Origin of the sequence: Streptomyces ficellus (assembly GCF_030406405.1) — a bacterium.
GTDB classification, from domain to species: Bacteria; Actinomycetota; Actinomycetes; order Streptomycetales; family Streptomycetaceae; genus Streptomyces; species Streptomyces ficellus_B.
In genome coordinates, this window is sequence record NZ_JAUEPL010000008.1 from 58829 (window position 1) to 84805 (window position 25977).

A 25977-nucleotide genomic window follows, 5' to 3' on the forward strand; every position below is an offset into this window, starting at 1 on the left:
ATGGGTTCGTACGTGACCGGCATCGGTGCCGTCACACCGCTGGGCAACACGGTGGCCGAGACGTGGAGTGGCATGGTGGAGGGCCGCAGCGGCATCGCGTCCCTCGCCAGCTTCGACCCAGGCAACTGCCCGGTCACCATCGGCGGTGAGATCAAGAACTTCGAGCCGACCGACCACATGCCGCGCACCGAGGTGCGCAGGATGGACCCGTACGCGCGGTACGCGGTCGCCGCCGCCCACCAGGCGCTGGAACAGGCGGGCGTGAAGCCCGGGGCCTGCCCGCCCGAGCGGATCTCCGTCCTGGTCGGCTCCGGGTACGGCACCACCAAGCTGGACGCCGAAGGGGTCCGGGTTTTCGACGCCAAGGGCGCCAGAGCGGTCCGCCCCCATCTGTCGGCGTACGCGTCGATCGACATCGTGACCGCCTACCTGTCGATGGAACTGGGCGCCATGGGCGAGTCGTTCGCCGTGTCCGCGGCCTGCGCTTCGGGCACCGTCGTCGTCGGCGAGGCGCACCGTCTCATCGAGCGGGGCGACGCGGACATCGTGGTGGCGATCGGCGCCGAGGACTCCATGAGCGGCAAGGACCTCGCGCTCACCGCGGCGACCCGCGCGCTGACCGCCAACTACAACGACAACCCCACCGCGGCCAGCCGCCCCTTCGACCGGGGGCGGGACGGCTTCGTGCTCTCCTCGGGCGCGGGCGCGGTCGTCCTGGAGTCGGCCGAGAGCGTGCGGTGGCGCGGGGCCACGCCCCTGGCGGAGCTCGCGGGATACGGCGCGGCGAGCGACGCCCACCACATCACCGCACCGCACCCCGAGGGGCTCGGCGCGCGGTTCGCGATGCGACGGGCGCTGGCCGCGGCCCGGGTCGAGCCAGCCGAGATCGACTACATCAACGCGCACGGCACGAGCACGCAGCTCAACGACCGCACCGAAACCTTCGCCATCCAGGCCGAACTGGGCGAGCGGGCCCGGCAGATCCCGGTCAGTTCCACCAAGTCGACCACCGGCCACATGATCGGGGCGGCCGGCGCCGTCGAGCTGATCGCTTGCGTCAAGGCCTTGGAGACCGGCTGGGCGCCGCCCACGATCAACTGCGACGACCCGGAGTTCCCCGAGATGAACTTCGTCGCGCACCAGGCGCAGGAGCACCGGCTGCGGGTGGTCATGTCCAACTCGTTCGGCTTCGGCGGGCACAACGCCGCGCTGGTGGTGAAGGCGTGCTGAGCCCGGCGGGGGCAGACGTTCCCGAAGCCACGGGCTCCGGCGCGGCAGCGGGTCCCACCGCGCGGAAGGTGATCGTTACCGGCGGTACGCGCGGCATCGGGCGCGAGGTGGTCGACCGGTTCGTCGAGCACGGCGACACGGTCGTATCGCTCAGCGTCTCCGGTGCGCCGGTCCCCGGTGCCCTGTCGCTGGCCTGCGACGTCGGCGACGCCCAGGACGTGGAGCGGGCGATGGCCACCGCCGTCGGGGAACTGGGCGGTCTTGACGTCCTTGTGGTGAACGCCGGCATCACCCGGGACAACCTGCTGTCGCGGATGACGGTCGAGGAGTTCACCACCGTCGTCCAGACCAATCTGATGGGTGCCTTCTACCCCGTGAAGGCGAGCATCCGCCCGCTGCTGCGGTCCCGGCGCGGCCGCGTCATCTTCTGCTCCAGCACCGCCGCGCTGCTCGGCGGTATCGGCCAGGGCAACTACGCGGCGAGCAAGTCGGGGCTGATCGGGCTCGCCCGTACCCTCGCCCGAGAACTGGCCCGCAAGGGCACCACGGTGAACGTGATCCTCCCCGGGCTCGTCGACACGGACATGGGCCGGGAGTTTCCCGAGAAGGTGCGGCAGGAGTTCATCGAGACCGTGCCGCTGCGGCGTGCCGGGACGGTAACCGAAGTCGGTTCTCTTATCACGTACTTGGCCAGCGAGGAGGCCCGGTACATCACCGGGGCGGTCATTCCGGTCGACGGTGGGGTGAGCATGGGTGTCTGAGACGACGAACGACAACGGGGCGGGGTCCGTACGCGGGACCGGGGTGGGGAGCGGACTGCTGGCCGGGAAACGGCTGCTGGTCACCGGCATCCTCACGCCCAACTCGATCGCCTACCACATCGCCGAGCAGGCCCAGTTGGCCGGCGCGCAGGTCATCGCCACCGCGTACGGGCGCGTGTCGCTGGTCAAACGTGTCTGTGCCCGGCTTCCCGGACCGGTGCCGGTGATCGAGCTCGACGTCGCCAACAGGGAGCACCTGGCCCGGCTGCCCGAGCTGGTGGCAGCGCACGCGGACGGCCTGGACGGCGTCGTGCACTCCATTGCCTTCGGCCCGCCGGGCTGCTTCGACGAGGACTTCGCCGCCGTGCCCTGGCCGGACGTGTCCCGTGCGCTGGAGGTGTCGGCGTACTCGCTCGCCTCGCTGACGCACGCCTGCCGGGACCTGCTGGCCCCCGGAGCCTCGGTTCTCGGGCTGGACTTCGACGGCCAGCGCGCCTGGGAGGGATACAACTGGATGGGCGTCTCCAAGGCGGCCCTGGAGTCGGTGTCCCGTTACCTGGCGCAGCAGTTCGGGCCGCGCAGCATCCGCGTGAACGTGGTCGCGTCGGGGCCGCTGCGCACCGTCGCCGCCACCTCGATCCCCGGCTTCGACTCGGCCTACTGGGACAAGGGGGCGCCGCTGGGCTGGGACGACAAGGACGCCGCCGCGGTCGCGCGGACCTGCTGCGCGGTCCTGTCGGACTGGATGCCCGTGACGACGGGGTCCGTCGTGTGGGCGGACGGCGGCTACCACATCGCCGGCCCCTGAAATGGCGACCGGTCGCGCGGACTTACCCGATCCCCCGTCGGCGTACAACGAAGTGAGAAGTGAGGAACAACCAGTGCCCAGCCCAGCCACCGTGATCCAGGAGAGCCGGGAGCGGCTGCGGGTCGAGCTCGTCGATCCCGAAGGCCGGTCCGTCGGTCACACGACCGTGCACGAGGCGCACTTCGGCACCGCGGGACTCCTGCACCGCGCGTTCTCCGTCATGCTGGTCAACGAGCGTGCCGAGGTGCTGCTCCAGCGGCGGTCCGCGACCAAACGGCGGTTCCCCGGGCTGTGGTCCAACACCTGCTGCGGGCACCCCGCCCCGGGCCAGACGCCGCTGGAAGCGGCACGGGGCCGGCTGGTCGAGGAGCTCGGCATCCGCGTCGACACCCTGCGGACGGGCGACGCGTTCCGCTACCGGGCCGAGGACCCGGGCACCGGCTACGTCGAGCACGAGTACGACCACGTACTGGTCGGCGACTACGAGGGCGACCCCCCGGCCGTCGACCCCGCCGAGGTCTCCGAGGTGGCCTGGCGGCCGCTGGAGGACGTCCTGCGCGAGCTGCGCGGGCCGGGCGCAGCCGCGTTCACCCCGTGGTTCGTACAGGTCGCCGAAGAAACCCACAGGCTGTGCGGGGTGGCGCGCTAGATGCGGCACGCACTCCTCGGCGGGCTACTGGAGCCCGCCCGCGTACCCGCCCTGGCCCTCCTGGCCCAGGGCCGGGCCAAGGGCGCCACCGGCCCCGCCTGGCAGGAGCCGCATACCTCGCTGGCCGCCGACATCAAGGGCGCCAAGGTCTACCGCTCGCTCGCGCCGGCGTTCCGCGCGCTCGGCTACGATGACGCCGACCGAGTCCTGGTTGCACCGCTGTTCCACCACCTGTGGGCGGTCGTCTACGAGGCGGACTGGGCGTACGAGGCCCACCAGCTCGCCGGAGCGCAGAAGCCCGGACGGCAGTGGCTGCAGCAGTTCCGGCTGGTGCTTGAGGGGCTGGAACTGTTCGACGGCACGGTCCACGACCGGCTTGAGGAACTGGCCGACTACTTCGAGCTGGAGACCCGGCTCCTCGCCTCCGCCGACACCTTCGACAAGGACGACCTGGCGCGTGCGGTCCGGCTGCGGTGTTCCGACCTCAAGGCGTTCCTGGGCGTGGCCGCCGCTCTGACGGGCCGCCCCTGGGCGCGTGAACTGAGCACGCTGCTGTCCCCCTTGATGTCGTTCATCGATCTGGAGGACGACCTCAGGAGCACCGGTGAGGACGCCGCGGACGGCTCCTTCAACACGTACAACTTCGCGGTCCGGCGCTGGGGCGAGTCCGAGGGCAGGAGCTGGCTGGACGAGATGGGCAGCACCCTGATGTACGAGACGGTGGGGGCTCTGTCCCAGGTGTCGCCGCGCACCCTCCAGGCGATGCGGGTGGTGCTGGGGCGGCCAGGCTCGGACCTCGCGGCCCGCCGGCTGCGGCTGGAGGCGAACCGGCCCCGCCGCATGGTCCTGAGCGGTCTCCAGCGCACGCTGCTCGACGGAACGCCCCGCCCCTTCGGACCGCACTGGCAATTCCTCGACACTTCTGGCGGTAACGCATGAACGACCAGCAAAGGCCCCGTACCCCGGACGCCGTCGTCCCGGTTGCCGCTGTTCCTGACGCCGCCCCGGCTTCCCGGGCGTTCGACGGCACCTGGGACCTGGTGGCGGAGTTCCTCGCCCGGCAGGGCGTGGACACCGTGTTCGGCCTGCCCGGCGACGACGTGCTCGTCGTGTCCGCCTTCGAGCGCGCCGGAATCCGCCTGGTGTGGTGCCGCGACCAGCGGCTGGCCGTCCACATGGCATCCGGTTACGCCGTGACCTCCGGACGGACCGGCGTGTGCGTGGTGGGCAAGGGCCCCGCCGTCGCCAATGCCGTCGGCGGTCTGCTGGAGGCGGCGACCGGCTGCAGCCCCGTACTGCTGCTGGCGGGCGGGACCGCCGTCGAGTCCGAGGGCGCCCGCACCTTCCAGGACGCGCCCGCGCTCGCGCTCGCCGCCCCGGTGACGAAGTGGGCGGGGCGGGTCACGCACCCCGACCGCCTGCTGCCCGCGCTGCGCCGGGCGGCGGCCCTAGTGCGGGAGGCTCCGCGCGGACCGGTCTTCCTGGAGATACCCGACGGTTTCCTGGAGCAGCGGTTCGAGGTCGTGGAGCATCTGCTGGACTCCCGGCCGCCGCTGCCCGCCCGGTACACGGCTCCCGAGCCGCCCGCCGAGGTCTCCGGTGCGAAGCGGCCAGTGGTGCTCGCGGGCGGCGGACTGCGCGGGGCTCGGGTGCCGGGAGCCGCGGAACGGCTCGCCGAGGCACTGGGCGCCGCCCTGCTGGTGACCGCGAGCGGACGCGGCTCGGTCGCCGAGTCGCACCCCCTGTTCTGCGGGCTGGCCGGCCTCTACGCCCAGCCGCCGGTGCGGACCCTGCTCGACGACTGCGACCTCGTCGTGACGCTCGGATCCCGCCTGGAGGAGACGGCCACCGAGGGGCTGCCGCAGGGAGTGCCGGTCTGCCAGGTCAACGTCGACGCGGACGAGTTCTCGTACGACTGGCCGGGCCCGCTCGTCCACGGTGACGCGGCCGCCACCGCCCACCACTGGGCCGACGCGCTCGGCACCGGAGCGGCCGGCGCCGGCCGGGAGACCGGGCCCACGCGCCCGGCCGACGGCGGCTGGACGTGCCGGATCACGGCGGTCCGCCGTGACCTGGAGGCCTGGGCCGCGCTTCCCGCGCACCCCGAACTGCCCGACGACCAGGTCCGGGTGAAGGCCGTCGTGCGGGAGATCTCCCGCGCACTGCCCGAGCGGGCGGTGGTCGTCCACGAGAACGGCCTCATGGACATCTGGTCCTACCTGTACCCGGTCCTGCGACTGCCCGCGGGAACGCGCAGCGTCGTACCGTCCGAGCAGACGACCCTCGGGTACGGGGCCGCCGCGGCGGCGGGGGCCAAACTGGCCGCACCCGAGGCGCCGGTCGTGGCGATCGTGGGCGACGGCGCCTTCGACCTTCTGCGGGTCGAACTGCCGACCCTGCTTCGGGAGCGGATCGGCCTCACGTACGTCATCCTCGACAACGGCGGCTACGGCTGGCTCCAGCGCATGGTCGACAACCTCGACGGACCACCGCACCTGTTCACGGCCGACGACCCCGCCCGTCCCGAGTTCGACGGCGGTGTCCTGACGTGGACGGTGGCCAAGCCCGCCGACACGGCGGAGGCCCTGCGCGCGGCGATGTCGGCGGCGGCGGAGGGCCGGGTCGCCGTGGTGCGCGTGCGGTGCTCGGCGGACGACTGGCCGCCGGTCACCGGCGTCGCGTCCGACGAGGAGATCCGCGCCTGCGCGGCGCCCGCGGGTCCTCGGTGAAGCGGGCGGCCGAGCCCGGCCCGGGGCTGCGCACCCTGTGGGCGCTGACCTGGGAGCGGGGCAATGGCCGGCGCCGCCTGGTCGTGCTCGGCTGCCTGACCTCGCTGCTCGCCCCGGTCTTCCCGCTGCTGCAGCCGCTGATCGTACGGGACATCGTGGAGGGCGCGGGGGCGGAGCGGGCGCTGCTCGCCCCGGTGCTGCTGCTGGCCGCGGTCACCCTGAGCGAGGCGGTCTTCACCGGCGTACAGGTCTACCTCCTCAAGCGGCTCGCGGAGAGCACCGTCGTCGACACCCGGCAGGCGCTGATCAGGCGGCTGCTGCGACTGCCCGTCGTGGAATACGACCGCCGTCGGCTCGGCGACCTGATCTCGAGGCTCAGCACCGACACGTCGCTGCTGCGCTCGGTGATCAGCAACGGCGTCTTCGACATCATTTCGGCCGTCCTGCTGGGCGCGGGATCCGTCGTCGTGCTGGCGTTCATCGACCCCCTGCTGCTGGCCGTCACGCTGTCCTCGGTGCTGCTGGCCGCCGTCGCCCTGTGGGCGCTGATGTCGTCCCTGCGCCGCATCAGCCGCACCGCCCAGGAACACGTCGGCCGGATGACCGCGGAGTTCGAGCGGGCCCTGCACGGCGTACGGACCATCCGGGTCTTCGATGCGACCGAGCGGGAGTACGCGCGGGTGGCGAGCCGTGCCGACGACGCCTACCGGGCCGGGCTCCAGCTGTCCCGGCGCGAGGCGGTCGTCCAGCCGGCCGTCACCACCTCGATCCAGATCGCCATCTTCATGGTGCTGCTCGTCGGCGGCTACCGGGTCTCCGAGGGCAGCATGGCCCTGGGCGACCTGGTCGCCTTCCTGCTCTACCTGTTCAGCGTGGTGCTGCCGCTCAACCAGGCGTCCCGGGCGATCACCACGGTGCAGGTCGGGCTGGCCGCCATCGACCGCTCGGCGGAGGTGCTGAGCATCCCGACGGAGCAGGAGGCGGCGGAAGCCGCCCGCGCGGCGGAAAACGCATCGGAAGCGCGAGCCGCCCTTGCCGGCGGGAGGTTACGGACCGCGCCCGCGGTGATTACCGACGATCCCGGCCCCCACCCCCTGGTGGAGTTCCGTGACGTCGGCTTCCGCTACTTCGGCGGCCCGCCCGTACTGAGCGGAACCAGCTTCACGGTGCCCCGGGGTTCGCGCACGGCCGTCGTGGGTCCGTCCGGCGGCGGCAAGTCCACGATCCTGGCGCTGATCGCCCGCTTCTACGAACCCGGCAGCGGAACGATCCGGGTGGACGGGCAGGACATCAGGGAGATGTCGCACGAGAGCCTGCGCGCCCGGCTCTCCATGGTCGAGCAGGACGCTCCCGTCTTCGCGGGTTCGCTGCGCGAGAACCTGCGACTGGGCGCTCCCGACGCCTCCGAGGACGCGCTGCGCTCGGCGTTGCGGGACGTTGAACTCGGAGCTCTGCTCGACCACCCCGACGGCCTGGACCGGGACCTCGGCGACGCGGGCGTCGTACTGTCCGGCGGCCAGCGCCAGCGTCTGGCGTGGGCGCGGGCACTGCTGCACGACCACGAACTGCTGCTGCTGGACGAGCCGACGTCGAGCGTCGACGCGGAGACCGAGTGGAGCCTCCAGCGGCTGCTCAGCTCCTGCGGCATCGGAACCACCACGGTCATGGTCGCCCACCGGCTGGCGACCGTCGTGGACAGCGACCAGATCATCGTGCTCGACGGCGGCGGCGTCGCGGCCGTCGGCACCCACGAGTCGCTGCTGCGCGACAGTCCGCTCTACCGGACTCTCGCCGCCTACCAGGGCCTCGTCGACGACCGCACCGACCCGGTCAGGGGCCTCGCGGCCGAACCGCCGAGCAGAGCGGGCGCCCAGGGCGCCTACGGATAAGGCCCGTACGCGCGAGGCGCGTACGGGCGGAGAAAGACTCATGGGGGAGAGATGAAGTACACCAACCGGCATGCCCAGCTGTTCCGTTGGGCCGCCCTGCTGGTGACCTGCGGACTCGCGGCGGGCACGCTGCCCGCCGCCGCGGCTGGAACCGCCGACACGACCGTGCGGGCCGAAGCCGCCGGGGGGCCGGCCGCCACGATCCGCTACACCGAGTACGGAGTGCCGCACATCAAGGCGGACGACTTCACCGGCCTCGGCTACGGCTACGGCTACGCGGTCGCGAAGGACAACATCTGCGTGCTCGCGGACACCTACCTCACGGTGGCCGCGCAGCGTTCGCTGCACCGCGGAGCCGAGGGACCGACCAACGCGTACGGCCCGGCCCGCTCCAACCTCCACAGCGACCTCTACTTCCAGCAGGTCAACGACTCCAAGGTGGTGGAGAAGGCGCTCGCTGAGCCGGCCCCGGTCGGACCGCGGGCCGAGGTGCGGGACATCGTGCGCGGCTACGTCGGCGGCTACAACCGGTACCTCGCGGAGACCGGACCGAACGGCGTCACCGACCCGTCCTGCAAGGGCGCCCCCTGGCTGCGGCCCATCAAGGAGATCGACGTCTACCGCCAGTTCCACGCGCTGAGCACCTCGGGCGGCGCCGGCCGGGTCATTGACGCGATCGTCTCCGCGGCCCCGCCGGCGTCCGCGGCGCCCTCCACCGGCACCGCACGGCGCACCCCGGTGCTCAGAGACCGCGCGGCGACTGTGCGGTCGGTGACCGAGGCGCTCGGCGGCGAAGGCATGGGCAGCAACGCGTTCGCTGTCGGCACCCGGTACACCGAGAACGGCCGCGGCCTGCTGCTGAGCAACCCGCACTTCGCCTGGACGGGCGCGATGCGGCTGTGGGAGGTCCAGCTGACCGTCCCGGGCAAACTGAACGCGTCCGGCGGGGGACTGCCGGGGGTGCCGCTGATCCGTTCGGGCCACACTCAGAACGTCGCCTGGAGTCACACCGTCTCCGCCGCCGTACCGCTGGGGCTCTACCAGCTCAAGCCGGTTCCGGGCGACCCGACGAGCCACCTCGTCGACGGCAGGCCGGAGCGGATGACCTCGCGCATGGTCGCCGTCCGGGTGCGCGCCGCCGACGGCACGCTCTCCACCGTCGAGCGGACGCTGTGGTCCACGCGGTACGGCCCGGTGCTGGGCGCCGCCTTCGGGCTGCCCACCGGCTGGACGGCGGACGCGGCGTACGCCCTGCGGGACGGCAACACCGGCAATCTGCGCGGCCTGAACACCTGGTTCGACCTCAACAGGGCCCAGAGCACCAAGGACGTGCAGGACGCTCTCGTCCGCACCCAGGGCATACCGTGGGTCAACACGGTGGCCGCCGACAGGGGCGGCCGGACCCTCTTCTCCGGAGTGCAGGTCGCCCCGCACCTCACCGACGAACTCGCGGCCCGCTGCAACACCGAGCTCGGCCGGGCGATCTTCCAGGACACCGGGCTCTCCGTCCTGGACGGCGCCCAGACCGGCTGCGCCTGGGGGAACAGCGCCGACGCGGTCGTACCCGGTCTGCTCGGCCCCGGAAAGCTGCCCGCGCACTACCGCGACGACTACGCGTCCAACTCCAACGACAGCGCCTGGCTGTCCAACCTGCAGGCCCCGCTGACCGGTTACCCGCGCGTCGTCGGCAGCGTCGGTACGGAACGCACCCCCCGCACCCGGATGACCCTCACCGCCCTTCAGGAGCGCATCGCCGGCACCGACGGTCTGACCGGGAAGGGGTTCACCCGCCGCAACATGCAGGATCTGCTGTTCGCCGACCGCAGCAAGATTGCGGAACTGGCGGCCACCGACACGGCACGGATGTGCGCCGCGCTCCCCGGCGGCAAGGCCCCGGCCGCCGGCGGCCCCGTCGAGGTACAACCGGCCTGCCGGGCGCTGGCCGAGTGGGACAGGCGGTTCACCCCCAACAGCCGTGGGGCGCTGCTCTTCAGCCGCTTCTGGACCAAGCTGCTGGGGCGCGGCGCGGCGCCGTGGCGCACCCCCTTCGACCGGAACGACCCGGTGAACACCCCCCGGGACCTCGACACCGCCCACCCCGCGGTGGCGGCGGCCCTCGGCGACGCCGTCGCGGAGCTGAACCGGCTCGGCATCGCGCCCGACGCACCGCTGGGCGAGCACCAGTACGTGGTGCGCGGCGGACGCAAACTGCCCACGCACGGCGGCCCCAACGCACTGGGCCTGATCAACGTCCAGGGCCACAAGTGGGAGGAGGGCAAGGGGTACGGGGGCGTCGACTACGGCGCGAGCCTGATCCAGGTCGTCTCGTTCACCGAAGGTGAGTGCCCGGACGTCGCACGGCTGCTCGCGTCCTCGCAGTCGGGCGATCCGACCTCGCCCCACTACGCCGACCAGACCGAGCTGTACGCCAAGGGGCAGCTCACCAAGGGCCGGTTCTGCGAGAGCGAGATAGCCGCGTCCCCGCAACTGCGCACCGTGGAACTGCGCGCACCCTGAACCCGGTGAACCACGTTCCCGAGCAGGACGTTGAAGAATCCGATTCGACAGAGATCGTCCGACGGGAAACGTCCGACGGAGAGCGCCCGACGGGAATCGGAGGCGGCGGTGCCCGGAGCTGATGCGGGCGCCGCCGCCCCCTTTCCCGGATCGAGCGGGCACCTACCCAGCACGGCCCAGTCGTTGGGGCGCCAAGTAGGCCCAGTTCCACACGAGTTCCAACGGACCCCGGCTGAACCTGCGCATCCACAGCGTCGACAGCACCAGGAACGAGCTGACGATCGCGGCCCAGGCGAGCACCGGCCACCACGGCCGTGCCCAGTCGAGTTCGGTGGCGAGCCCCAGCCCCCAGCCGTAACAGAGTGCGGCCGCCACCAGGTTCTGGAACACGTAGCAGGACAGGGCGCTGCGGCCCACCGCCGTCACGCCGCGCCGCAGTACACCGTGCTCACCGGTCATCCGGTGCACCAGCGTGGTGACCAGCCCCAGCAGGCCGAGGGCGACCAGCGGCGGCAGCAGGTACCGGTCCACCACGAACCAGTGCGGCCCGCCGAACGCGGTCAGCAGGTTCAGCGGAGCGCCGACGCCGAGCCCAACCACCATCAGCCGGCGGCGGACGCGGGCCCCGCGCTCGCTCCGCTCGAACGCCCCGGCCCGCAGCAGCCGGGAGCCGAGCAGGAAGAGCACCACTCCCATCGGGATCACGAAGAATGCCTCCAGGCGGTACAGCAGGAACCGGTCCAGCCGCAGCGCGATCTGCTCCCCGTAACCCCCCACCGCGTAAATGTCGGCCTTGCCCATCGTGCCGACGGAGCCCGACCCGGTGCCGGTGGCGATCACCGCGTAACTGAGGGCGGCGACCAGCAGCAGGTGGAGGGCGCCCATGGCGATTACCCAGGCGCACACACAGCGCTCGCTCCGCCCCACCAGGTAGACGACGATCAGCGAGGTGAACGCGTACCCGATGAGCGCGTCGAACTCGAAGACCAGGACGAAGTGCAGCGCGCCCTCGGCGAACAGCAGCGCCGCGCGCCACAGGTACCAGCCGGGCCACGGCCTCCCGCGCCGCTTGGCCGACTGATACTGGAGTTCCAGCCCGACGCCGAACAGGACGGTGAGCAGCGCCAGGAACTTCCCGTTCGACAGGTACCGCAGCGCGACCTCCACCGCGCCGCCCGCCGAGTCCGCCCCCGGCATCCGGAAGAAGAGACTGGGCGGTCCCAGCGGATGGGTGAACAACCAGATGTTCGTCCCGAGAGTGCCGATGATCGCCACACCGCGCAAGATGTCCAGAACCTCAATACGACGGCCGGCGGCCCCGGCGCCCGTCGCGCTCCCCGCAGCCCCTCCCGTCCGGCGACCTGGCTCCGGTACCTGTAACTGTGCCGGGGCCGCGGTCTCGGCCCCACTCCCTGGTTGCTGTTTCATCACCCCAGCCTCGCGGCGCGCGCGGCCCCCTGTCTTCGGCGCTTGGTAGGAGCGGACCTCAACACTTCGAAGGGGCGCACGGAGCACTCTCCCACCTTCGATGGAGATACCTTCGGAGCAGTCGATTCCGCGCCAACTCCGTTGACCAGATGTGATTTTATGAATTCATGGTGGGTCTTGGATTCCTGCGGGGCCGGAGCTTTCCCCCCGACCGGAGGGACGTCCTGCCGGCCGTGGGACTGTTCGCGCTGGGCACGTTCCTCTACGTCGCCGGGTGGTATCCCTTCTTCAGGGACGTGCACACGCTCGCCCTGTGGAACCTGCCGATTGCCTGGCGGCTGATCCCGCTCTTCTGCGCGTGTCTCGCCGTGCTGGTCCGCAGGCACCTGCCGCTCCCCGCCCTGGGCGCGGGCCTGCTCTGCTGCGTGGTCGACGTGCTGATGGGATTCAGCATCTCGATGCTGCTCGTGGTCTCCGAACTGCTCTACAGCGCCACCCTGCACGCCTCCCGGCGCGCGAGCCGCACCCTCATCCGTACGGTCATCGCTCTGGTCGTGCTGATCACCACAGGGCTGCTCTGGTCTGTGCACGACTGGCAAGTGGTCGTACTGCTCATCCTGTTGATGCTGACGATCGTCTTTGTGCCGGTCTGGTGGGCGATGACGGTACGTCAGGAACGCGAGGTGGCGGAGGCGGAGCGCACCCGCGCGAAGCAACAGGCCAGGATCGCCGAACTCGACCGCCGCACCGCGGTGTCGGAGGAGCGGGCGCGGATGGCCAGGGACCTGCACGACGTGATCGCCGGGCATCTGTCCGCGATCGCCATCCAGTCGGACGCGGTGGGATCGATGGCGAGCGACGGCCCGGCCGTGAGCACGGTGCTGCGTTCCATACGGAAGAACAGCGTCGAGGCCCTCACCGAGATGCGCGCGATGATCGAGCTGCTGCGCGGCCAGAACGCGGACGAGCAGCAGCTGCCCCAGGACTCCCCGGCCCGCCTGGCCGAACTGCACGTCCTTCTCGACTCCGCCCGCGCCACCGGCCTGGAAGTAACCCTGACCCCCACCCCAACCACCACCCCCACCACCCCCACCACCCCCACCGACCCTCCCGTAGACCTGCCCCCCGGCATCCCCGCGTCGGTGGACCTCGCCGCTTACCGGATCGTGCAGGAGGCGCTGACCAACGCGGCCAAGCACGCCGCCGGGTCCCGCGCCTGGGTCGCGGTGCGCGCCGAGGACGGCGACCTGCACGTGGAGGTGACCAGCAAGTTGGCAGGCACCAGGAATCCCGTACTCCCCGGAACGGGCACCGGCCTGCTCAACATGCGCGAACGGGCGGCGGCGATCGGCGGAACGGTCTCGGCAGAACCCGACGGCGGCTGCTGGCGGGTACACGCGAAGCTCCCCCTGGGGCCAGAGAAGGAACACAAGCACTCATGAGCATCAAGGTCCTGGTGGCCGACGACCACGCCGCGGTCCGGGCAGGTCTGGTCCTCGTACTGGAACGGGCAGGCGGCATCGAGGTGGTCGGCCAGGCCGTCGACGGCACGACCGCGATAAGCATGGCCCGCCAACTCCGTCCCGACGTGGTTCTGATGGACGTCCGGATGCCGGGCGGGGGCGGCATCGCGGCCACCCGTGTCCTCGTCCAGGAGAACGTGTGCCAGGTCCTGGTACTGACCACCTTCGACCTCGACGAGTACGTCTACGCCGCCCTCCAGGCCGGCGCCGCCGGATTCCTCATCAAGTCGATCGAGGCCCTGCGCCTGGTCGAGGCGATCCACCTGGTCGCCCAGGGCGACGGCGTACTGGCCCCCCAGGTCACCCGCCGCGTGATGGCCCACTTCGCCGGCACGAGCAACGCGGTCCAGCCCAACCCCGAAGGCCTCGGCCAGCTCACCGACCGCGAGCGCGACGTCCTCGACTGCCTCGGCGAAGGCCTCTCCAACCAGCAGATCGCCCACCGCCTCTACATCACCGAGGCCACCGTGAAGTCCCACGTCTCCCACATCCTGGCCAAACTCGGCCTCCGCTCCCGAGTCCAGGCCGCCATCCTGGTCCAGGAACACGGCCGCACCGACCGCTGACCACCGCCCCCCAAGACCCGCAAATCGAACTTGCGCCCATAACGGAGAGGCGCAGCACGGCCGGGGCCCGCTCTGCGGAAGTCTTCTCCTGCACGCCGACCAGCAGCCGCAGAGCCCCCAGGAATGGGAGCAGTGGCTGCGGGCGATCCGGACGGCGGTACGCGCGAGCGCTGCGACGCAAAGCCAACGGCATGTTCATGTACGACCTCGTCGAAGTCGCCTGCCGCACAGAAATCCCCGAGGCCCTGGCCGCCACCAGCGCCTAACAGGACCTTTGCGCGGCCTCCAGCGATATCACCGCCTGGTGCAACGACCTGTTCTCCCTGCGCCGGGAGACACCCAACAGTGAGCGTCGCCCTCGGCTACGTGGCGGTGCCCAGTCCGGACGCCAAGTGGATGATCATGCAGGTCGGCGATCACCGCGGCATCTACAACAGCGCGTACGTCGGCATGGTGACGGCGCTGGCCAGCGGACTCTGGATCACCCTGGGCGGCTTCTATGTCGTGCGCAACTCCATCGAGCGCGACCGCAGTACACGGGTGGGACAGTTGCTCGCCGCCACACCGCTGCGCAGCACGGCGTACATGGCCGGCAAGTTCATCAGCAACCTGATGCTGCTGACCTCGATGCTCGGGACTCTCGCTCTGACCGCGTTCGTCATGCAACTGGCGCGCGGCGAGTCCAGCCAGGTGGACCTGATCGCCCTCTGGCAGCCCTTCCTGCTGATCGCGTTGCCCCTCGTGGCCATGACGGCGGCGGTCGCCCTGCTCTTCGAAAGCCTTCCCCTGCTGCGCACGGGTCTGGGCAACGTGGTGTGGTTCTGCGTCTGGCTGGTCATCGCCACGGCCGGGCAGGGACCCGGTCTGCCACTGGACGGCATCGGCGTCAACAGCGTCGTCAAGGCGATGCACGCCGACATGGTCTCGCAGGGAGTGGACGCCACCGGGGAGTTCAGCCTTGGCCTGACCTATCTCGACAAGCCGCTCGGGCTGTTCACCTGGGACGGCTTCACCCCGACCGCGAGCTATGTCCTCGGCCGCCTGGCCACCGTCCTGATCGCGCTGGTCATCGCCCTGCTGCCGGCCCTGTGGTTCGGCCGCTTCGATCCCGCGCGTGTCATGCAGGGCCAGGGACTGCTTCCGGGTGCGCCGCGCGCCACCACGGAGGGCGACTCCACGAGCGTGATCCAGCCGGTCGTCATCGACGCGACGACGCACCGGGGCGACCCCGGCCGGCCGAACGTCGCCGCCGTGCTGCGCACCCCTCCCGAGCCGGGCTCCGTCGGGCTGCGCATGTGGGTCGGCGAGGTCAGGGTGCTGCTCCAGGGCGTGCGCTGGTGGTGGTGGCTGGGTGCCGCGACGATCCTGGTGGCCGGGCTCTCCGCACCGCTCGACGGTGTCATCCGGGTCATGCTGCCGCTGGCCTGGATCTGGCCGGTGCTGATCTGGTCCCGCCTCGGCACCCAGCGCCACGAGCACGGCGTCGAAGGCATGCTGGGCGCCTACCCCTCCGTACGCCGCAGGATCGTCGCCGAGTGGGCCGCGGGCCTCGCGCTCACCGCCGTGGTCGGTGCCGGTCCCCTCGTACGCATGGTGCTGGCAGCGGAATGGATGGGTGTGGCCGCCTGGATCGGCGGCGCGCTGTTCATCCCCTCCCTGGCGCTGACCCTGGGCACGCTCAGCCGCACGCACCGGCTCTTCCAGGCGGTGTACCTCCCGCTCTGGTACACGGTCGCCAACGGCCTGCCCGTCTTCGACTACATGGGCGCGCTGCGTGCGGGCAGCGACATGGCCGACGTACAGCCCGTGATGACGGTCCTGGTTTCGATGGCCCTGCTCACCGTGGTCTTGATGACGAGTGTGCTGCGCCGTTTCAGCCGCGACTGAAGGCCGTGAGGGAGGACCGAACGCGATGACCGACGAGCAGCAGGAGCAGACGGCCACCGCTGGGCCGGCCGAGCGCCGGATCGCGGAACTGGAGAACGAACTGGCGGAGCTCTACTCCGCCAACCGGTTCCTGGTGTCCGTGGCGACGTACTTCGCCAGGAGCGACGCGCGGGGCTCCGGGTACGACGGCGGGGGAATGGCGTCCCGGTCGCCCCGGGGGCGCTGACACGCCTGTCGCGCGACGCCGGACACCGGGTGGAACGGGGGTGATCCATACAGCGCATCACTACAGCTCAGTCAGGAGTGGAACACATGCGACCGTCGCATCGGTGGTGGGGAATCCATGGACTCCTTCTGATGGCACTCGCGGCCATGACCGCGGCGTGCGTGCCCTTCGGCGCCTCGTCGGAAACCAGGACCACATCGTCCTCCCGCGCCGCCGCCCCGTGGACGGCTTCGTGGGGAGCGGCCGTACAACCGGCACACGCGGACCCCTCCGAGCCCGAGGGCAACTGGTCCGAGTCGGGCTTCGGTGAGGAGACCCTGCGGCAGGTCGTCCGGCTCAGCGTCGGCGGACCGAAACTGCGAGTCCGCCTCTCCAACGCCTACGGCACCCGGCCCCTGAAGATCGCCGGTGCGACCGTCGCCAGGTCGGACGGCGGGGCCAAGGCGAGGCCCGGCACCCTGCTCCCCCTCACGTTCGGCGGCTCGCCCGCCACCACCGTCCCCGTCGGCAAGGACATCACCACCGACGAGGTCCCCCTGCCCACGACCCACCGGGAGGAGCTGGTGGTGAGCCTGCGCTTCGCCGCCCCCACCGGGCGGGCCACGGTGCACCGCTTCACCACGGCGACGTCCTACCGCGCACCGGGCGACCACCTGTGGAGCACCGCCTCGGAATCCTTCGACAGGTCCGCCACCCCGCCTGGTACTACCTGACCGCCGTGGACGTCTCCGCCGAGCCGCCCGCCGGAGGGGCGCCGTCGGCCCTCATGGTCTTCGGCGACTCGCTCTTCGACGGCGTGGGCACCCGCCCCGGGACCGACGGCCGGTTCTCCGACAAGCTCGTGGAGCGCCTTGTCGCCTCCCACAGCCCGCGCGGCATGGTCAACGCGAGCCTCGCCGGCAACAGTCTGCTGCACGACTCGCCCTGCTACGGCCCCAAGGGCACCTCTCGCTTCGAGAAGGAACTGCGCTCCCGTACCGGCGTCAGCACCGTCTTCATCCACCTCGGCGGCAACGACATCGCCACCGCGGCGGTGGGCGACATGTGCATGGCCAACCACAGGCCCGTGACGGCCCAAGAGCTCATCGCCGGTCACCGCCGGCTCATCCGGCTCGCCCACGAGTACGGCGTCAAGGCCATCGGCGTCACGGTGCTGCCCCTGATGGGCGCGGTGTTCCCCTTCACCGACGACCGTGGCGAGCGGGTCCGCCAGAAGCTGAACCACTGGATCCGCACCAGCGGCGAGTACGACGCCGTGGTGGACGCCGACCGTACTCTGGCCGACCCGGGCACCCCTACCCGCTCCCGTCCCGGGTACGTCCCCGAGGACGGCCTCCACCCGAACGACGCGGGCTACCTGGCGATGTCGTCGCAGATCGACCTGAACATTCTCTGAGGGCTCGGCCCACTTACCCCACAAACAGCCCCGGCCAGGGCAAATCCCCGTACCTGGCCGGGGCGCTGTCCATCCTGGTGCCTTCGACCGCGCCGCTCCGATCTCGGCCGCCTCCGACCGGTCCTGGACCTCCGGCTCGTCGTACCCCTCCACCTCCACGTCCATGTGGCATACGCCGACCATCACCTGGCCTGCCAGCAGCACCGCCAGCGCCGCCCGGTCCACCTTCCACGCCATCCGTGCCGTCGTCGCCAATGCCGACGGCACCGGCCGCGCCATCTGCCTCAGCGACAGCTGGGCTGTCTTTTCCTTGTGAGCCCCCCACGACCACGTGAATTCAGGAGGCTCGACGGGTGTTGAGCGGGTGGTCGGTTTCGGAATCTGTTTCAAAATCTTGACGCAGCGGGATCGGGATGTGGCCCGGCGCTACGCCGTCCATGTGGTGCAGGGCGAATGGCCGAAGCTGAGTCGGCGCGAGCAACTGGCCGAGCCCGGCTGGACCCTGGTGCGGCAGTTTGCGGCGGTGGCCGCGGCCCCGCGGACGCGACCCCGTCCCAGGAAGGGGCGGCTCTCGATAAGCTCGGGCAGCTCAGCACGCTGGATGACGCCCGCCGGGGCCGTGCGGCGGTTTCCCAGGAGTCGCTGTCTCCGGTGCTGTGGGCCGGGCCGGTGGTGGGGGCGCTGCTCTCGGTTGGCCTTCGGTATCGGGCGCAGTCCGCTGATGATGGCCATGGGCATGGTCGTCCTGGCGATCTTCCTCGGGCTGCTCATCCACTACCTGGCCACGCCCTTCGGAGACGTGATGGGCGTCAGCCCCGACCCGTTCACGCGCTACTTCCCGGAGGCCGCCGCGTAGCAGCGCAGCGGGAGGGCAACCGGGGCCTTGCTCCGGACGAGTGGTGTTCATCTGAAGATCTGCGAAGCGGTGGCGTCGCTCCGGGGAATCCCAAGATGCGTACACATCATGAGAAAGGTATGTAGATCGCTCAACCCGAAAGCGAAAGCGAGGGGCCATGGCCGCCGTCAAGGTCACGCAGTTCTGGACCGCAGTCTTCTCTCTTCTCTCCGCGGTCCTCGCCGCCCTGGGCCTGAAGCGCACCGCGACCGCCACGACGGCCGCGACCGCCGTACAGATCACCGCGACCGCCGTACAGGGGCAGGCCGTGCGCACCCGCCGACCCCACGCCCCTGCGGAGCCGGTGCACGCGGCGGCGGTACGGGAACGGTCCCTTCCGCCCACGATCAAGCAGCGCATCCGGGCCGAGGCCCATGGCGCGTCGCCCTCCGTGCGTCACGTCCCCGCCCTGGGATTCGCGACCACGGCCACGACGGACCTGGACCTGGACCTCGCCCTCACCGCCTGACGGCGACCCGGCACCCCCTGCTCAACCGGCCTACCGCCCTACCGGCGCTCGTCGTCCGTGCCCGTGCCCGTGTCCATGCCCGATCCGGATCCGGCCTCGGCATCCGCGTCGGCCTCGGCCTCGGCCTGCTTGGCCTCCACTTCGGGGTCGAGCGAAGCGGGACCAGTGCCGTCGACGGAGGTGAGCGGAGTGCGCTCGGAGACCTCGGTGGGAGCCGGGGGCTCGACCAGCCAGTCAGGGTTGGCCTGCTTGTCCCACCACTTCCAGGCGGCGAAGGCGCCACCGGCCAGAATCCCGAAGAGCGCCAGCCCCTTGGCGAGGCGTCCGGCCCTGGCCCGGCGCTCGTGCTTCCTGACGATCTTGCGAATGTCCTTGGCCGTCACCTGTCCGCGCAGCGCGGCCAGCGTGGCGACGGAGCGGGCCATGGCCTCTTCCCGTACGGGTTGAGCGGCGGCCACCGCCTGCTCCACACGCGGCACGGTGTACTCCGCCGCCTGCCGTGCGGCCTTCCGGGTCCGGACCGCGGCGCGATGCGCGGCTTCGTCGACCTTCGGCGGCACAAGCGGCGCGACACGCGTGTCGTACTGAACACGTGCCTGCGTACGCGCCTGATGAGCGGCCTTGGAGACCGTCGGCGCGACCCTGACACGTGCCTCGTGCGCATAGCGCGTGGCCGTGTCCTTTGCCGTTCCGGCGTAGGGCGCCACCACTTCCGCGGCGTGTCGCACGCTGTCCTTGGCCGAACTGGTCGCGGCGCGCACGCTGTCCTTGCGGGTCACGGGATCCTCCTCCTCGGTGGCGGGGTCGGTATTCGCTTTTCCGTCCTTTTCGGAATCATGCCTGCCGGTGTCCCCGTCGGCATGCGGGCCGGGGCATCCGGGGCAATGCGGTACCAGTACCCACGGCGGGACCCGCATGACCCTTCCTCGTTCGCCCGGTCGTGCGCCGCTTCGGCGAGCACCGGCCCACCTCGATTCCCGGCGGGCTCTTCCGTGCGAGGATCGGTCCACGTCAGAGCAGACTTACGGAAGGCACCTCGTGGCCGAGCAGCTTTACGCCACCCTGAAGACCAATCGCGGCGACATCGAGATCCGGCTCTTCCCGGACCACGCGCCCAAGACGGTCAGGAACTTCGTCGAGCTCGCCAAGGGCGAGCGCGAGTGGACGCACCCGGCGACGGGCAAGAAGTCCACCGACCGTCTCTACGACGGCACGGTCTTCCACCGCGTCATCAGCGGCTTCATGATCCAGGGTGGCGACCCGCTGGGCAACGGCACCGGTGGCCCGGGCTACGAGTTCGGTGACGAGATCCACCCGGAACTGTCCTTCAACAAGCCGTACCTGCTGGCCATGGCGAACGCCGGCCCGGGCACCAACGGCTCGCAGTTCTTCATCACCGTCGCCCCCACCACCTGGCTGACCGGCAAGCACACCATCTTCGGCGAGGTGGCCAACGAGGCCGGCAAGAAGGTCGTGGACGAGATCGCGAGCACCCGGACCAACCCGCGCACCGACCGCCCCGTCGAGGACGTGGTCATCGAGACCGTCGAGATCGAGTCGCGCAAGAGCTGACCGCGGCACCCGGCACCCCGACACCCGGCCTCCGGCTTTCCGGCCTCCGGCTTCCGGGACCCGGCTTCCGGCCTCCGGCTTCCGGCTTCCGGCACCCGGCTTCCGGCCTCCGGGACCCGGCCTCCGGCACCCGGCTTCCGGCCTCCGGCTTCCGGGACCCGACACCCGGCTTCCGACACCCGGCTTCCGACACCCGGCTTCCGGCACCCGGCTTCCAACCCCCGGCCTTCCGCCTTGCCCTCCCGTTATCCACAGGGGAACCATTCCGCCCCGTCCGTCCGTAAGGATGGACGGGGCGTCATACGTACGGACGCGCAGATCGCGCGCAGCACAACGAGGGGATCCCCATGGAGCAGGCGCAGGTGCCGGGCTGCTATCGCCATCCCGGCGTGGAGACGGGTGTGCGCTGCACGCGCTGCGAGCGGCCGATCTGCACCGACTGCATGGTGGACGCGTCGGTCGGCTTCCAGTGCCCGGAGTGTGTACGCGGGGGATCCGGCACCGGTCACTCGCGCACCGCCAATCAGCCGCGGACGATCGCCGGCGGCAGGATCACGGCCGGTGACCCGCACCTGGTGACCACCATCCTCATCGGCATGAACCTGCTCGTCTTCCTCCTCGGGATGCTCAATCCGCGTCTCATCGACGAGATGAAGCTGATCGGGCTCGCCTTCGATCCCGACCTCGGCCGGGTCGTCGGAGTGGTGGACGGTGAGTGGTACCGCCTGGTGACCTCGATGTTCCTGCACGAGCGGATCGGGCACATCGCCGGGAACATGCTGCTGCTGTGGCTGCTCGGCGGCGCCCTGGAGGCGGAGCTCGGCCGGCTGCGCTATCTGACGCTCTACCTGGTCTCCGGGCTGGCCGGCAGCGCCTTCACCTACCTGCTCGCCCCGGAGAACCAGGGCTCGCTCGGTGCGTCGGGTGCCATCTACGGACTGCTGGGCGCCACCGTCGTCCTCGTACGCAGGCTCAACCGCGACATGCGGCCCGTGATGGCGCTGGTCGTGGTCAACCTGGTGATCACCTTCGGCTGGCAGAACATCGCCTGGCAGGCGCACATCGGCGGGCTGATCGCCGGCCTGATCATCTCGTACGCGATGGTCAACGGGCCGCGCGAGCGGCGGGCGCTGGTGCAGTGGGCGGCCTGTGGTCTGATGCTCGGACTGTCCCTGTTGACTGTGGTTCTGAGGACGGTCACGCTCAGCTGAGCGACGATTGTCCCCAACATTGTCCACAGCACGTGTCCGATCTTGCGCATGAAGTGTGGAACACCTGTGCCCATCGCCTCTGACCTGGGCTTTTCCAGGAAGGGTGAGGGGCGTTCCGCCTCACGGCACGGGGCCGGGCGCAGTCACATCGGCGTCAACCCGATGCGAGTTATCCACAGATCGTCTGACCTTTCCACGGCCTTGTGCACAACTCTGTGGATAACTCAGGGCAGGGCTTGACGGCGTTCACCGCCGCCTGCCCCGCCTCACCTGCCTACTTCCACTGTGTGGAGACGCCGAAGCCGCCGGCGATGAAGCCGAAGCCGACCACGATGTTCCAGTTCGAGAGCGACTGGATGGGCAGGGAGCCGTCGGTGACGTAGAAGACGACGATCCAGGCGAGTCCGATGGCGAAGAGGGCCAGCATCACCGGAGCGACCCAACTGCGGTTGGTCAGCTTGATGCTGGTCGCCTGCTTCGCGGCCGGCGGCGGCGTGAAGTCGGCCTTCTTGCGGATACGTGACTTCGGCACGAGGGACTCTCCTGTCGATGCGCTGCGTTACCGCGCAGGGAACTGTGGCTGGCGCCGGGCTGAGACGAGGGGGACCACTGCCTCACCCGGGCGTCCGTTAGCGTAGTGCTTCCGCGGCGCTGAAGGAGATAAGGGTACGTTGAGCAATTCAGCCGACTCTCCCCCGGAGCCGGCCGGGCGCAGGAACTGGCGGCCCGTCCGGTTGCTCACCGCTGCCGTCTTCGCCCTCGCCGGCCTGATCTTCGTCACCAGCTTCAACACCGCCAGGGGCACCAACATCCGTACGGACGCCTCGCTGCTGAAGCTCTCCGACCTCATCCGAGAGCGCAGCCACAGAAACGGCCTGCTCGATGAGTCCACCGCGGCCGTACGCGACCAGGTCGACGCCCTCGCCCGCCGCGACGACGGCTCCACCAAGGCCGAGGACGCCAAGCTCGGCGCCCTGGAGAAGGCCGCCGGCACCACGAAGGTCGCCGGCCAGGGCCTGACCGTCACCCTCAACGACGCCCCGCCCGACGCCAGGGCCGCCCCCGGCTACCCCGAACCGCAGGCCAATGACCTGGTCATTCACCAGCAAGACCTCCAGGCCGTCGTCAACGCCCTGTGGAAGGGTGGCGCCAAGGGCATCCGGGTCATGGACCAGCGGCTGATCTCCACCAGCGCGGTCCGCTGCGTCGGCAACACCCTGATCCTCCAGGGCCGCGTCTACTCGCCGCCGTACAAGATCACCGCCGTCGGTGACACCGGGAAGCTCCAGCGGGCGCTGAACGACTCGACCGCGATCCAGAACTACCTGCTGTACGTGAAGGCGTACGGGCTCGGCTGGAAAGTCCACGAGCACGACGCGCTGACGCTGCCGGGTTACTCCGGCACAGTGGACCTCCACTACGCGGAGCCCGTCGGCTAGCGCGACGGCGGGGGACCGCCTCTGCCGGCCGCCACGCGCGCTGTGACGCAGGGCAAGCCCCCGGCTTTCCACAGCTGACCCACCGCGGGTGCGTCGCCCCGTACTCTGGTGCGGTATCGAAGGGCATTCGAGGGACGACGGAAGGACCAGCAGACGTCATGTACGGCTGGATCTGGCGGCATCTGCCGGGCAACGCGTGGATGCGGGCACTCATCTCGCTCGTGCTGGTCCTCGCGGTGGTCTATGTGCTCTTCCAGTACGTGTTCCCCTGGGCGGAACCTCTGCTTCCGTTCAACGATGTGACGGTGGACGGTCAGTGAGCGCACGCATCCTCGTCGTTGACAACTACGACAGCTTCGTCTTCAACCTGGTCCAGTACCTGTACCAGCTCGGTGCCGAGTGCGAGGTCCGGCGCAACGACCAGGTCGAGCTGAGCCACGCCCAGGACGGCTTCGACGGCGTCCTGCTCTCGCCCGGTCCGGGTACGCCCGAGGAGGCCGGGGTCTGCGTCGACATGGTGCGGCACTGCGCCGACACCGGCGTCCCGGTCTTCGGCGTGTGCCTGGGCATGCAGTCGATGGCGGTGGCGTACGGCGGTGTCGTGGACCGCGCCCCCGAGCTGCTGCACGGCAAGACCTCACCGGTCGTGCACGAGGGGCGGGGCGTCTTCACCGGACTGCCGTCGCCGTTCACCGCGACCCGCTACCACTCGCTGGCCGCCGAGCCGGCGGACCTTCCGGACGTGCTGGAGGTCACCGCGCGCACCGAGGACGGCATCATCATGGGGCTGCGCCACCGTGACTTCGCCGTGGAGGGCGTGCAGTTCCACCCCGAGTCGGTGCTCACCGAGCACGGGCACCTGATGCTCGCCAACTGGCTGGAGCAGTGCGGCGACACCGGAGCGGTAGGCCGGTCGGCAGGCCTCGCGCCGGTGGTGGGCAAGGCCGTCGCGTGACCGCCGTGCGCCCGGAGCACGACGCGGGGGCGGGGGAGGGCGAGCAGGGTTCGCCCTGGTTCCGGGCGACCGACCCGCCGGAGCCAAAAGCGCCTGCCCAGGAGTACGGACAAGGCAACGCGTACGGACCCGGACCCGGCAACGCGTACGGAGAAGGCAACGCGTACGGACCCGGCTACGCGTACGCACCCGCCGACGAGACGATGGCGCTGCGCACCGAGGACGTCACCCCCCGAATAAGCGCACCCGCACCCGCACCCGCACCCGAGCGGCCGACCGGCGGCCGGGCCGAGCGTCGCAAGGCCGCCAAGGCGCGCGGCCGTCGCCGCGGAACCGCACCCGCCACCCCGCAGCCGGCGGCGTCCCCCGGCCCCGGCAGGCCGCTCACGCGCGTCGAGGCCCGGCGCGCCGCCCGGGCCCGCAAGGACAGCGTCGGCGTCGTCGCCAGCCGTGTCGTCGGCGAGCTCTTCATCACCTTCGGCGTCGTGATGCTGCTCTTCGTCACGTACCAGCTGTGGTGGACCAACGTCCAGGCCGGCCTGGAGGCCGACAAGGCGAAGCAGGGCATCGAGGACGCCTGGGCGGAGGGCCGCAAGCCGGGCGCGTTCGAGCCCGGCCAGGGCTTCGCGATCATGTACATCCCCAAGCTGGACGTCGTCGTACCGATCGCCGAGGGCATCGACAAGTCGAAGGTCCTCGACCGCGGCATGGTCGGCCACTACGCGGAGGGGCAGCTCAAGACGGCGATGCCCTCCGACAAGCAGGGCAACTTCGCGGTCGCCGGCCACCGCAACACCCACGGGGAGCCGTTCCGCTACATCAACCAGCTTCAGCCGGGCGACCCGATCGTCGTCGAGACACAGGACGCGTACTACACGTACGAGATGGCGAGCATCCTGGAGCAGACCCCGCCCTCGAACGTCTCGGTGATCCAGCCGGTGCCGGAGGGCTCCGGTTTCACCAGGCCGGGCAGGTACATCACCCTGACGACCTGCACGCCCGAGTTCACCAGTACCTATCGCATGATCGTGTGGGGCAAGATGGTCGACGAACGCCCGCGCAGCAAGGGGAAACCGGACGCGCTCGTAGGCTAGCGACTTCCAGACGGGACAGATGTAGTGGCACGTGCGCGCAGCCGGATCGCCGGCGTCATCAGTGTCTTCGGCGAGCTGTTGATCACCGCTGGGGTGCTCATGGGCCTCTTCGTCGTCTACTCGCTGTGGTGGACCAACGTCCTGGCCGACCGCGAGGCCGACAAACAGGGCAACGAGGTGCGCGACCACTGGGCGGCGTCCGGCCCGGGAGCCCTCGACACCAAGGACGGCATCGGCTTCCTCCACGTACCGGCGATGAAGAACGGCGAGGTGCTGGTCAAGAAGGGCACCGACCCCGCGACCCTCAACAACGGCGTCGCCGGCTACTACACCGAGCCGGTCAAGTCCGCGCTCCCCGCCGACAAGCAGGGCAACTTCACGCTGGCCGCGCACCGCGACGGGCACGGGGCGAAGTTCCACAACATCCACAAGCTGAAGAACGGCGACGCGATCGTCTTCGAGACCAAGGACACCTGGTACGTCTACAAGGTCTACAAGACGCTGCCGGAGACGTCGAAGTACAACGTGGACGTCCTCAAGCCGGTCCCGAAGGAATCCGGCAGGACCAAGCCGGGCCGTTACATCACGCTGACGACCTGCACGCCGATGTACACCTCGGACTACCGCTTCATCGTGTGGGGCGAGCTGGAGCGCATGGAGAAGGTCGACGCCGAGCGCACGCCCCCGGCCGAGCTCGCCGCTCAGTAGGCCACCACAGGCAAAGGCCCCGGCA

At 70.6% G+C, this 25977-nt stretch carries 26 protein-coding genes; 23 read left to right on the forward strand and 3 right to left on the reverse strand.

Annotation, left to right across the window (positions count from 1 at the left end):
- The 8 genes from QWM81_RS08490 (at position 1) to QWM81_RS08525 (ending at position 10583) form a co-directional block, all read left to right on the forward strand.
- A complete protein-coding gene (locus QWM81_RS08490) occupies positions 1–1230 on the forward strand; it encodes a beta-ketoacyl-[acyl-carrier-protein] synthase family protein (protein ID WP_290111089.1) in 1230 nt (409 codons plus the stop codon).
- A 68-nt stretch (positions 1231–1298) separates the two neighbouring features.
- Positions 1299–1991, forward strand: coding sequence for an SDR family oxidoreductase (locus QWM81_RS08495; RefSeq protein ID WP_290111090.1), 693 nt, complete (start codon positions 1299–1301; stop codon positions 1989–1991).
- A complete protein-coding gene (gene fabI / locus QWM81_RS08500) occupies positions 1984–2799 on the forward strand; it encodes an enoyl-ACP reductase FabI (RefSeq protein ID WP_290111091.1) in 816 nt (271 codons plus the stop codon). Before QWM81_RS08495 ends, fabI begins: the two co-directional genes overlap by 8 nt.
- Before the next feature lie 73 nt (positions 2800–2872).
- Positions 2873–3448 carry an isopentenyl-diphosphate Delta-isomerase gene (idi, locus tag QWM81_RS08505; protein ID WP_290111092.1) on the forward strand — a complete coding sequence of 192 codons (576 nt, stop codon included), beginning with the start codon at positions 2873–2875 and terminating at the stop codon, positions 3446–3448.
- Positions 3449–4387: a hypothetical protein gene (locus tag QWM81_RS08510; protein ID WP_290111093.1), complete on the forward strand. Its 939-nt coding sequence runs from the start codon at positions 3449–3451 to the stop codon at positions 4385–4387.
- The gene (locus QWM81_RS08515; protein WP_290111094.1) at positions 4384–6177 is read left to right on the forward strand and encodes a thiamine pyrophosphate-binding protein; all 1794 of its coding nucleotides are present in this window, start codon (positions 4384–4386) and stop codon (positions 6175–6177) included. The genes QWM81_RS08510 and QWM81_RS08515 overlap by 4 nt, the downstream gene beginning before the upstream one ends.
- A complete protein-coding gene (locus QWM81_RS08520) occupies positions 6174–8066 on the forward strand; it encodes an ABC transporter ATP-binding protein (RefSeq protein ID WP_290111095.1) in 1893 nt (630 codons plus the stop codon). The genes QWM81_RS08515 and QWM81_RS08520 overlap by 4 nt, the downstream gene beginning before the upstream one ends.
- Before the next feature lie 51 nt (positions 8067–8117).
- A complete protein-coding gene (locus QWM81_RS08525; protein ID WP_290111097.1) occupies positions 8118–10583 on the forward strand; it encodes a penicillin acylase family protein in 2466 nt (821 codons plus the stop codon).
- A 162-nt stretch (positions 10584–10745) separates the two neighbouring features.
- On the opposite strand, the gene QWM81_RS08530 is transcribed toward QWM81_RS08525, so the two are convergent.
- Positions 10746–11858 carry a DUF418 domain-containing protein gene (locus QWM81_RS08530; RefSeq protein ID WP_290111098.1) on the reverse strand — a complete coding sequence of 371 codons (1113 nt, stop codon included), beginning with the start codon at positions 11856–11858 and terminating at the stop codon, positions 10746–10748.
- Between the two features lie 320 nt (positions 11859–12178).
- Between QWM81_RS08530 and QWM81_RS08535 the strand changes: the two genes are divergently transcribed.
- The 8 genes from QWM81_RS08535 to QWM81_RS08570 all read left to right on the forward strand — a co-directional run bounded on the left by QWM81_RS08535 (position 12179) and on the right by QWM81_RS08570 (position 18973).
- Positions 12179–13453: a sensor histidine kinase gene (locus tag QWM81_RS08535; protein WP_290111099.1), complete on the forward strand. Its 1275-nt coding sequence runs from the start codon at positions 12179–12181 to the stop codon at positions 13451–13453.
- Complete coding sequence (locus QWM81_RS08540) at positions 13450–14100, forward strand: response regulator (protein WP_290111100.1); 651 nt, start codon at positions 13450–13452, stop codon at positions 14098–14100. The genes QWM81_RS08535 and QWM81_RS08540 overlap by 4 nt, the downstream gene beginning before the upstream one ends.
- Before the next feature lie 345 nt (positions 14101–14445).
- Positions 14446–15987, forward strand: a complete 1542-nt coding sequence (locus QWM81_RS08545) for an ABC transporter permease (protein WP_290111101.1) — start codon at positions 14446–14448, stop codon at positions 15985–15987.
- 25 nt (positions 15988–16012) lie between these two features.
- Positions 16013–16213, forward strand: coding sequence for a hypothetical protein (locus QWM81_RS08550; protein ID WP_290111102.1), 201 nt, complete (start codon positions 16013–16015; stop codon positions 16211–16213).
- A 131-nt stretch (positions 16214–16344) separates the two neighbouring features.
- Positions 16345–16926, forward strand: coding sequence for a hypothetical protein (locus QWM81_RS08555; protein WP_290111103.1), 582 nt, complete (start codon positions 16345–16347; stop codon positions 16924–16926).
- On the forward strand, positions 16869–17609 hold the full coding sequence (locus QWM81_RS08560; RefSeq protein WP_290111104.1) for a GDSL-type esterase/lipase family protein: 741 nt from the start codon (positions 16869–16871) through the stop codon (positions 17607–17609). Before QWM81_RS08555 ends, QWM81_RS08560 begins: the two co-directional genes overlap by 58 nt.
- A 691-nt stretch (positions 17610–18300) precedes the next feature.
- On the forward strand, positions 18301–18465 hold the full coding sequence (locus QWM81_RS08565; RefSeq protein ID WP_290111105.1) for a hypothetical protein: 165 nt from the start codon (positions 18301–18303) through the stop codon (positions 18463–18465).
- A gap of 157 nt (positions 18466–18622) precedes the next feature.
- A complete protein-coding gene (locus QWM81_RS08570) occupies positions 18623–18973 on the forward strand; it encodes a DUF6344 domain-containing protein (protein WP_290111106.1) in 351 nt (116 codons plus the stop codon).
- Positions 18974–19011: 38 nt separating this feature from the next.
- On the opposite strand, the gene QWM81_RS08575 is transcribed toward QWM81_RS08570, so the two are convergent.
- Positions 19012–19752, reverse strand: a complete 741-nt coding sequence (locus QWM81_RS08575; protein WP_290111199.1) for a DUF5324 family protein — start codon at positions 19750–19752, stop codon at positions 19012–19014.
- 259 nt (positions 19753–20011) lie between these two features.
- Here QWM81_RS08575 and QWM81_RS08580 point away from each other — a divergent pair, with 259 nt between their 5' ends.
- The gene (locus tag QWM81_RS08580) at positions 20012–20545 is read left to right on the forward strand and encodes a peptidylprolyl isomerase (protein ID WP_290111107.1); all 534 of its coding nucleotides are present in this window, start codon (positions 20012–20014) and stop codon (positions 20543–20545) included.
- A gap of 347 nt (positions 20546–20892) precedes the next feature.
- A complete protein-coding gene (locus QWM81_RS08585; RefSeq protein WP_290111109.1) occupies positions 20893–21756 on the forward strand; it encodes a rhomboid family intramembrane serine protease in 864 nt (287 codons plus the stop codon).
- 274 nt (positions 21757–22030) lie between these two features.
- Here the strand turns inward: QWM81_RS08585 and crgA are convergent, their stop codons facing one another.
- On the reverse strand, positions 22031–22288 hold the full coding sequence (gene crgA, locus QWM81_RS08590; protein WP_290111110.1) for a cell division protein CrgA: 258 nt from the start codon (positions 22286–22288) through the stop codon (positions 22031–22033).
- A 139-nt stretch (positions 22289–22427) separates the two neighbouring features.
- Here crgA and QWM81_RS08595 point away from each other — a divergent pair, with 139 nt between their 5' ends.
- The 5 genes from QWM81_RS08595 to QWM81_RS08615 all read left to right on the forward strand — a co-directional run bounded on the left by QWM81_RS08595 (position 22428) and on the right by QWM81_RS08615 (position 25952).
- Positions 22428–23195 (forward strand): DUF881 domain-containing protein, encoded by a 768-nt coding sequence (locus QWM81_RS08595; RefSeq protein WP_290111111.1) that lies wholly within the window; start codon positions 22428–22430, stop codon positions 23193–23195.
- Between the two features lie 158 nt (positions 23196–23353).
- Positions 23354–23515 (forward strand): hypothetical protein, encoded by a 162-nt coding sequence (locus tag QWM81_RS08600; RefSeq protein WP_290111112.1) that lies wholly within the window; start codon positions 23354–23356, stop codon positions 23513–23515.
- Entirely contained in the window at positions 23512–24150 is a 639-nt protein-coding gene (locus QWM81_RS08605; RefSeq protein ID WP_290111113.1) for an aminodeoxychorismate/anthranilate synthase component II, read from the forward strand. The genes QWM81_RS08600 and QWM81_RS08605 overlap by 4 nt, the downstream gene beginning before the upstream one ends.
- Entirely contained in the window at positions 24147–25244 is a 1098-nt protein-coding gene (locus tag QWM81_RS08610) for a class E sortase (protein WP_435372341.1), read from the forward strand. The genes QWM81_RS08605 and QWM81_RS08610 overlap by 4 nt, the downstream gene beginning before the upstream one ends.
- Positions 25245–25268: 24 nt before the next feature.
- Entirely contained in the window at positions 25269–25952 is a 684-nt protein-coding gene (locus QWM81_RS08615; RefSeq protein ID WP_290111114.1) for a class E sortase, read from the forward strand.
- The last annotated feature ends 25 nt before the right edge of the window (positions 25953–25977 follow it).

Coding starts and splice junctions, on each gene's coding strand:
- QWM81_RS08535 (WP_290111099.1), top strand. CDS start 12,179: ATGGTGGGTCTTGGATTCCTGCGGGGCCGGAGCTTTCCCCCCGACCGG.
- QWM81_RS08550 (WP_290111102.1), top strand. CDS start 16,013: ATGACCGACGAGCAGCAGGAGCAGACGGCCACCGCTGGGCCGGCCGAG.
- QWM81_RS08600 (WP_290111112.1), top strand. CDS start 23,354: ATGTACGGCTGGATCTGGCGGCATCTGCCGGGCAACGCGTGGATGCGG.
- QWM81_RS08490 (WP_290111089.1), top strand. CDS start 1: ATGGGTTCGTACGTGACCGGCATCGGTGCCGTCACACCGCTGGGCAAC.
- QWM81_RS08585 (WP_290111109.1), top strand. CDS start 20,893: ATGGAGCAGGCGCAGGTGCCGGGCTGCTATCGCCATCCCGGCGTGGAG.
- QWM81_RS08555 (WP_290111103.1), top strand. CDS start 16,345: ATGGCACTCGCGGCCATGACCGCGGCGTGCGTGCCCTTCGGCGCCTCG.
- QWM81_RS08515 (WP_290111094.1), top strand. CDS start 4,384: ATGAACGACCAGCAAAGGCCCCGTACCCCGGACGCCGTCGTCCCGGTT.
- QWM81_RS08570 (WP_290111106.1), top strand. CDS start 18,623: ATGGCCGCCGTCAAGGTCACGCAGTTCTGGACCGCAGTCTTCTCTCTT.
- QWM81_RS08510 (WP_290111093.1), top strand. CDS start 3,449: ATGCGGCACGCACTCCTCGGCGGGCTACTGGAGCCCGCCCGCGTACCC.
- QWM81_RS08540 (WP_290111100.1), top strand. CDS start 13,450: ATGAGCATCAAGGTCCTGGTGGCCGACGACCACGCCGCGGTCCGGGCA.
- QWM81_RS08525 (WP_290111097.1), top strand. CDS start 8,118: ATGAAGTACACCAACCGGCATGCCCAGCTGTTCCGTTGGGCCGCCCTG.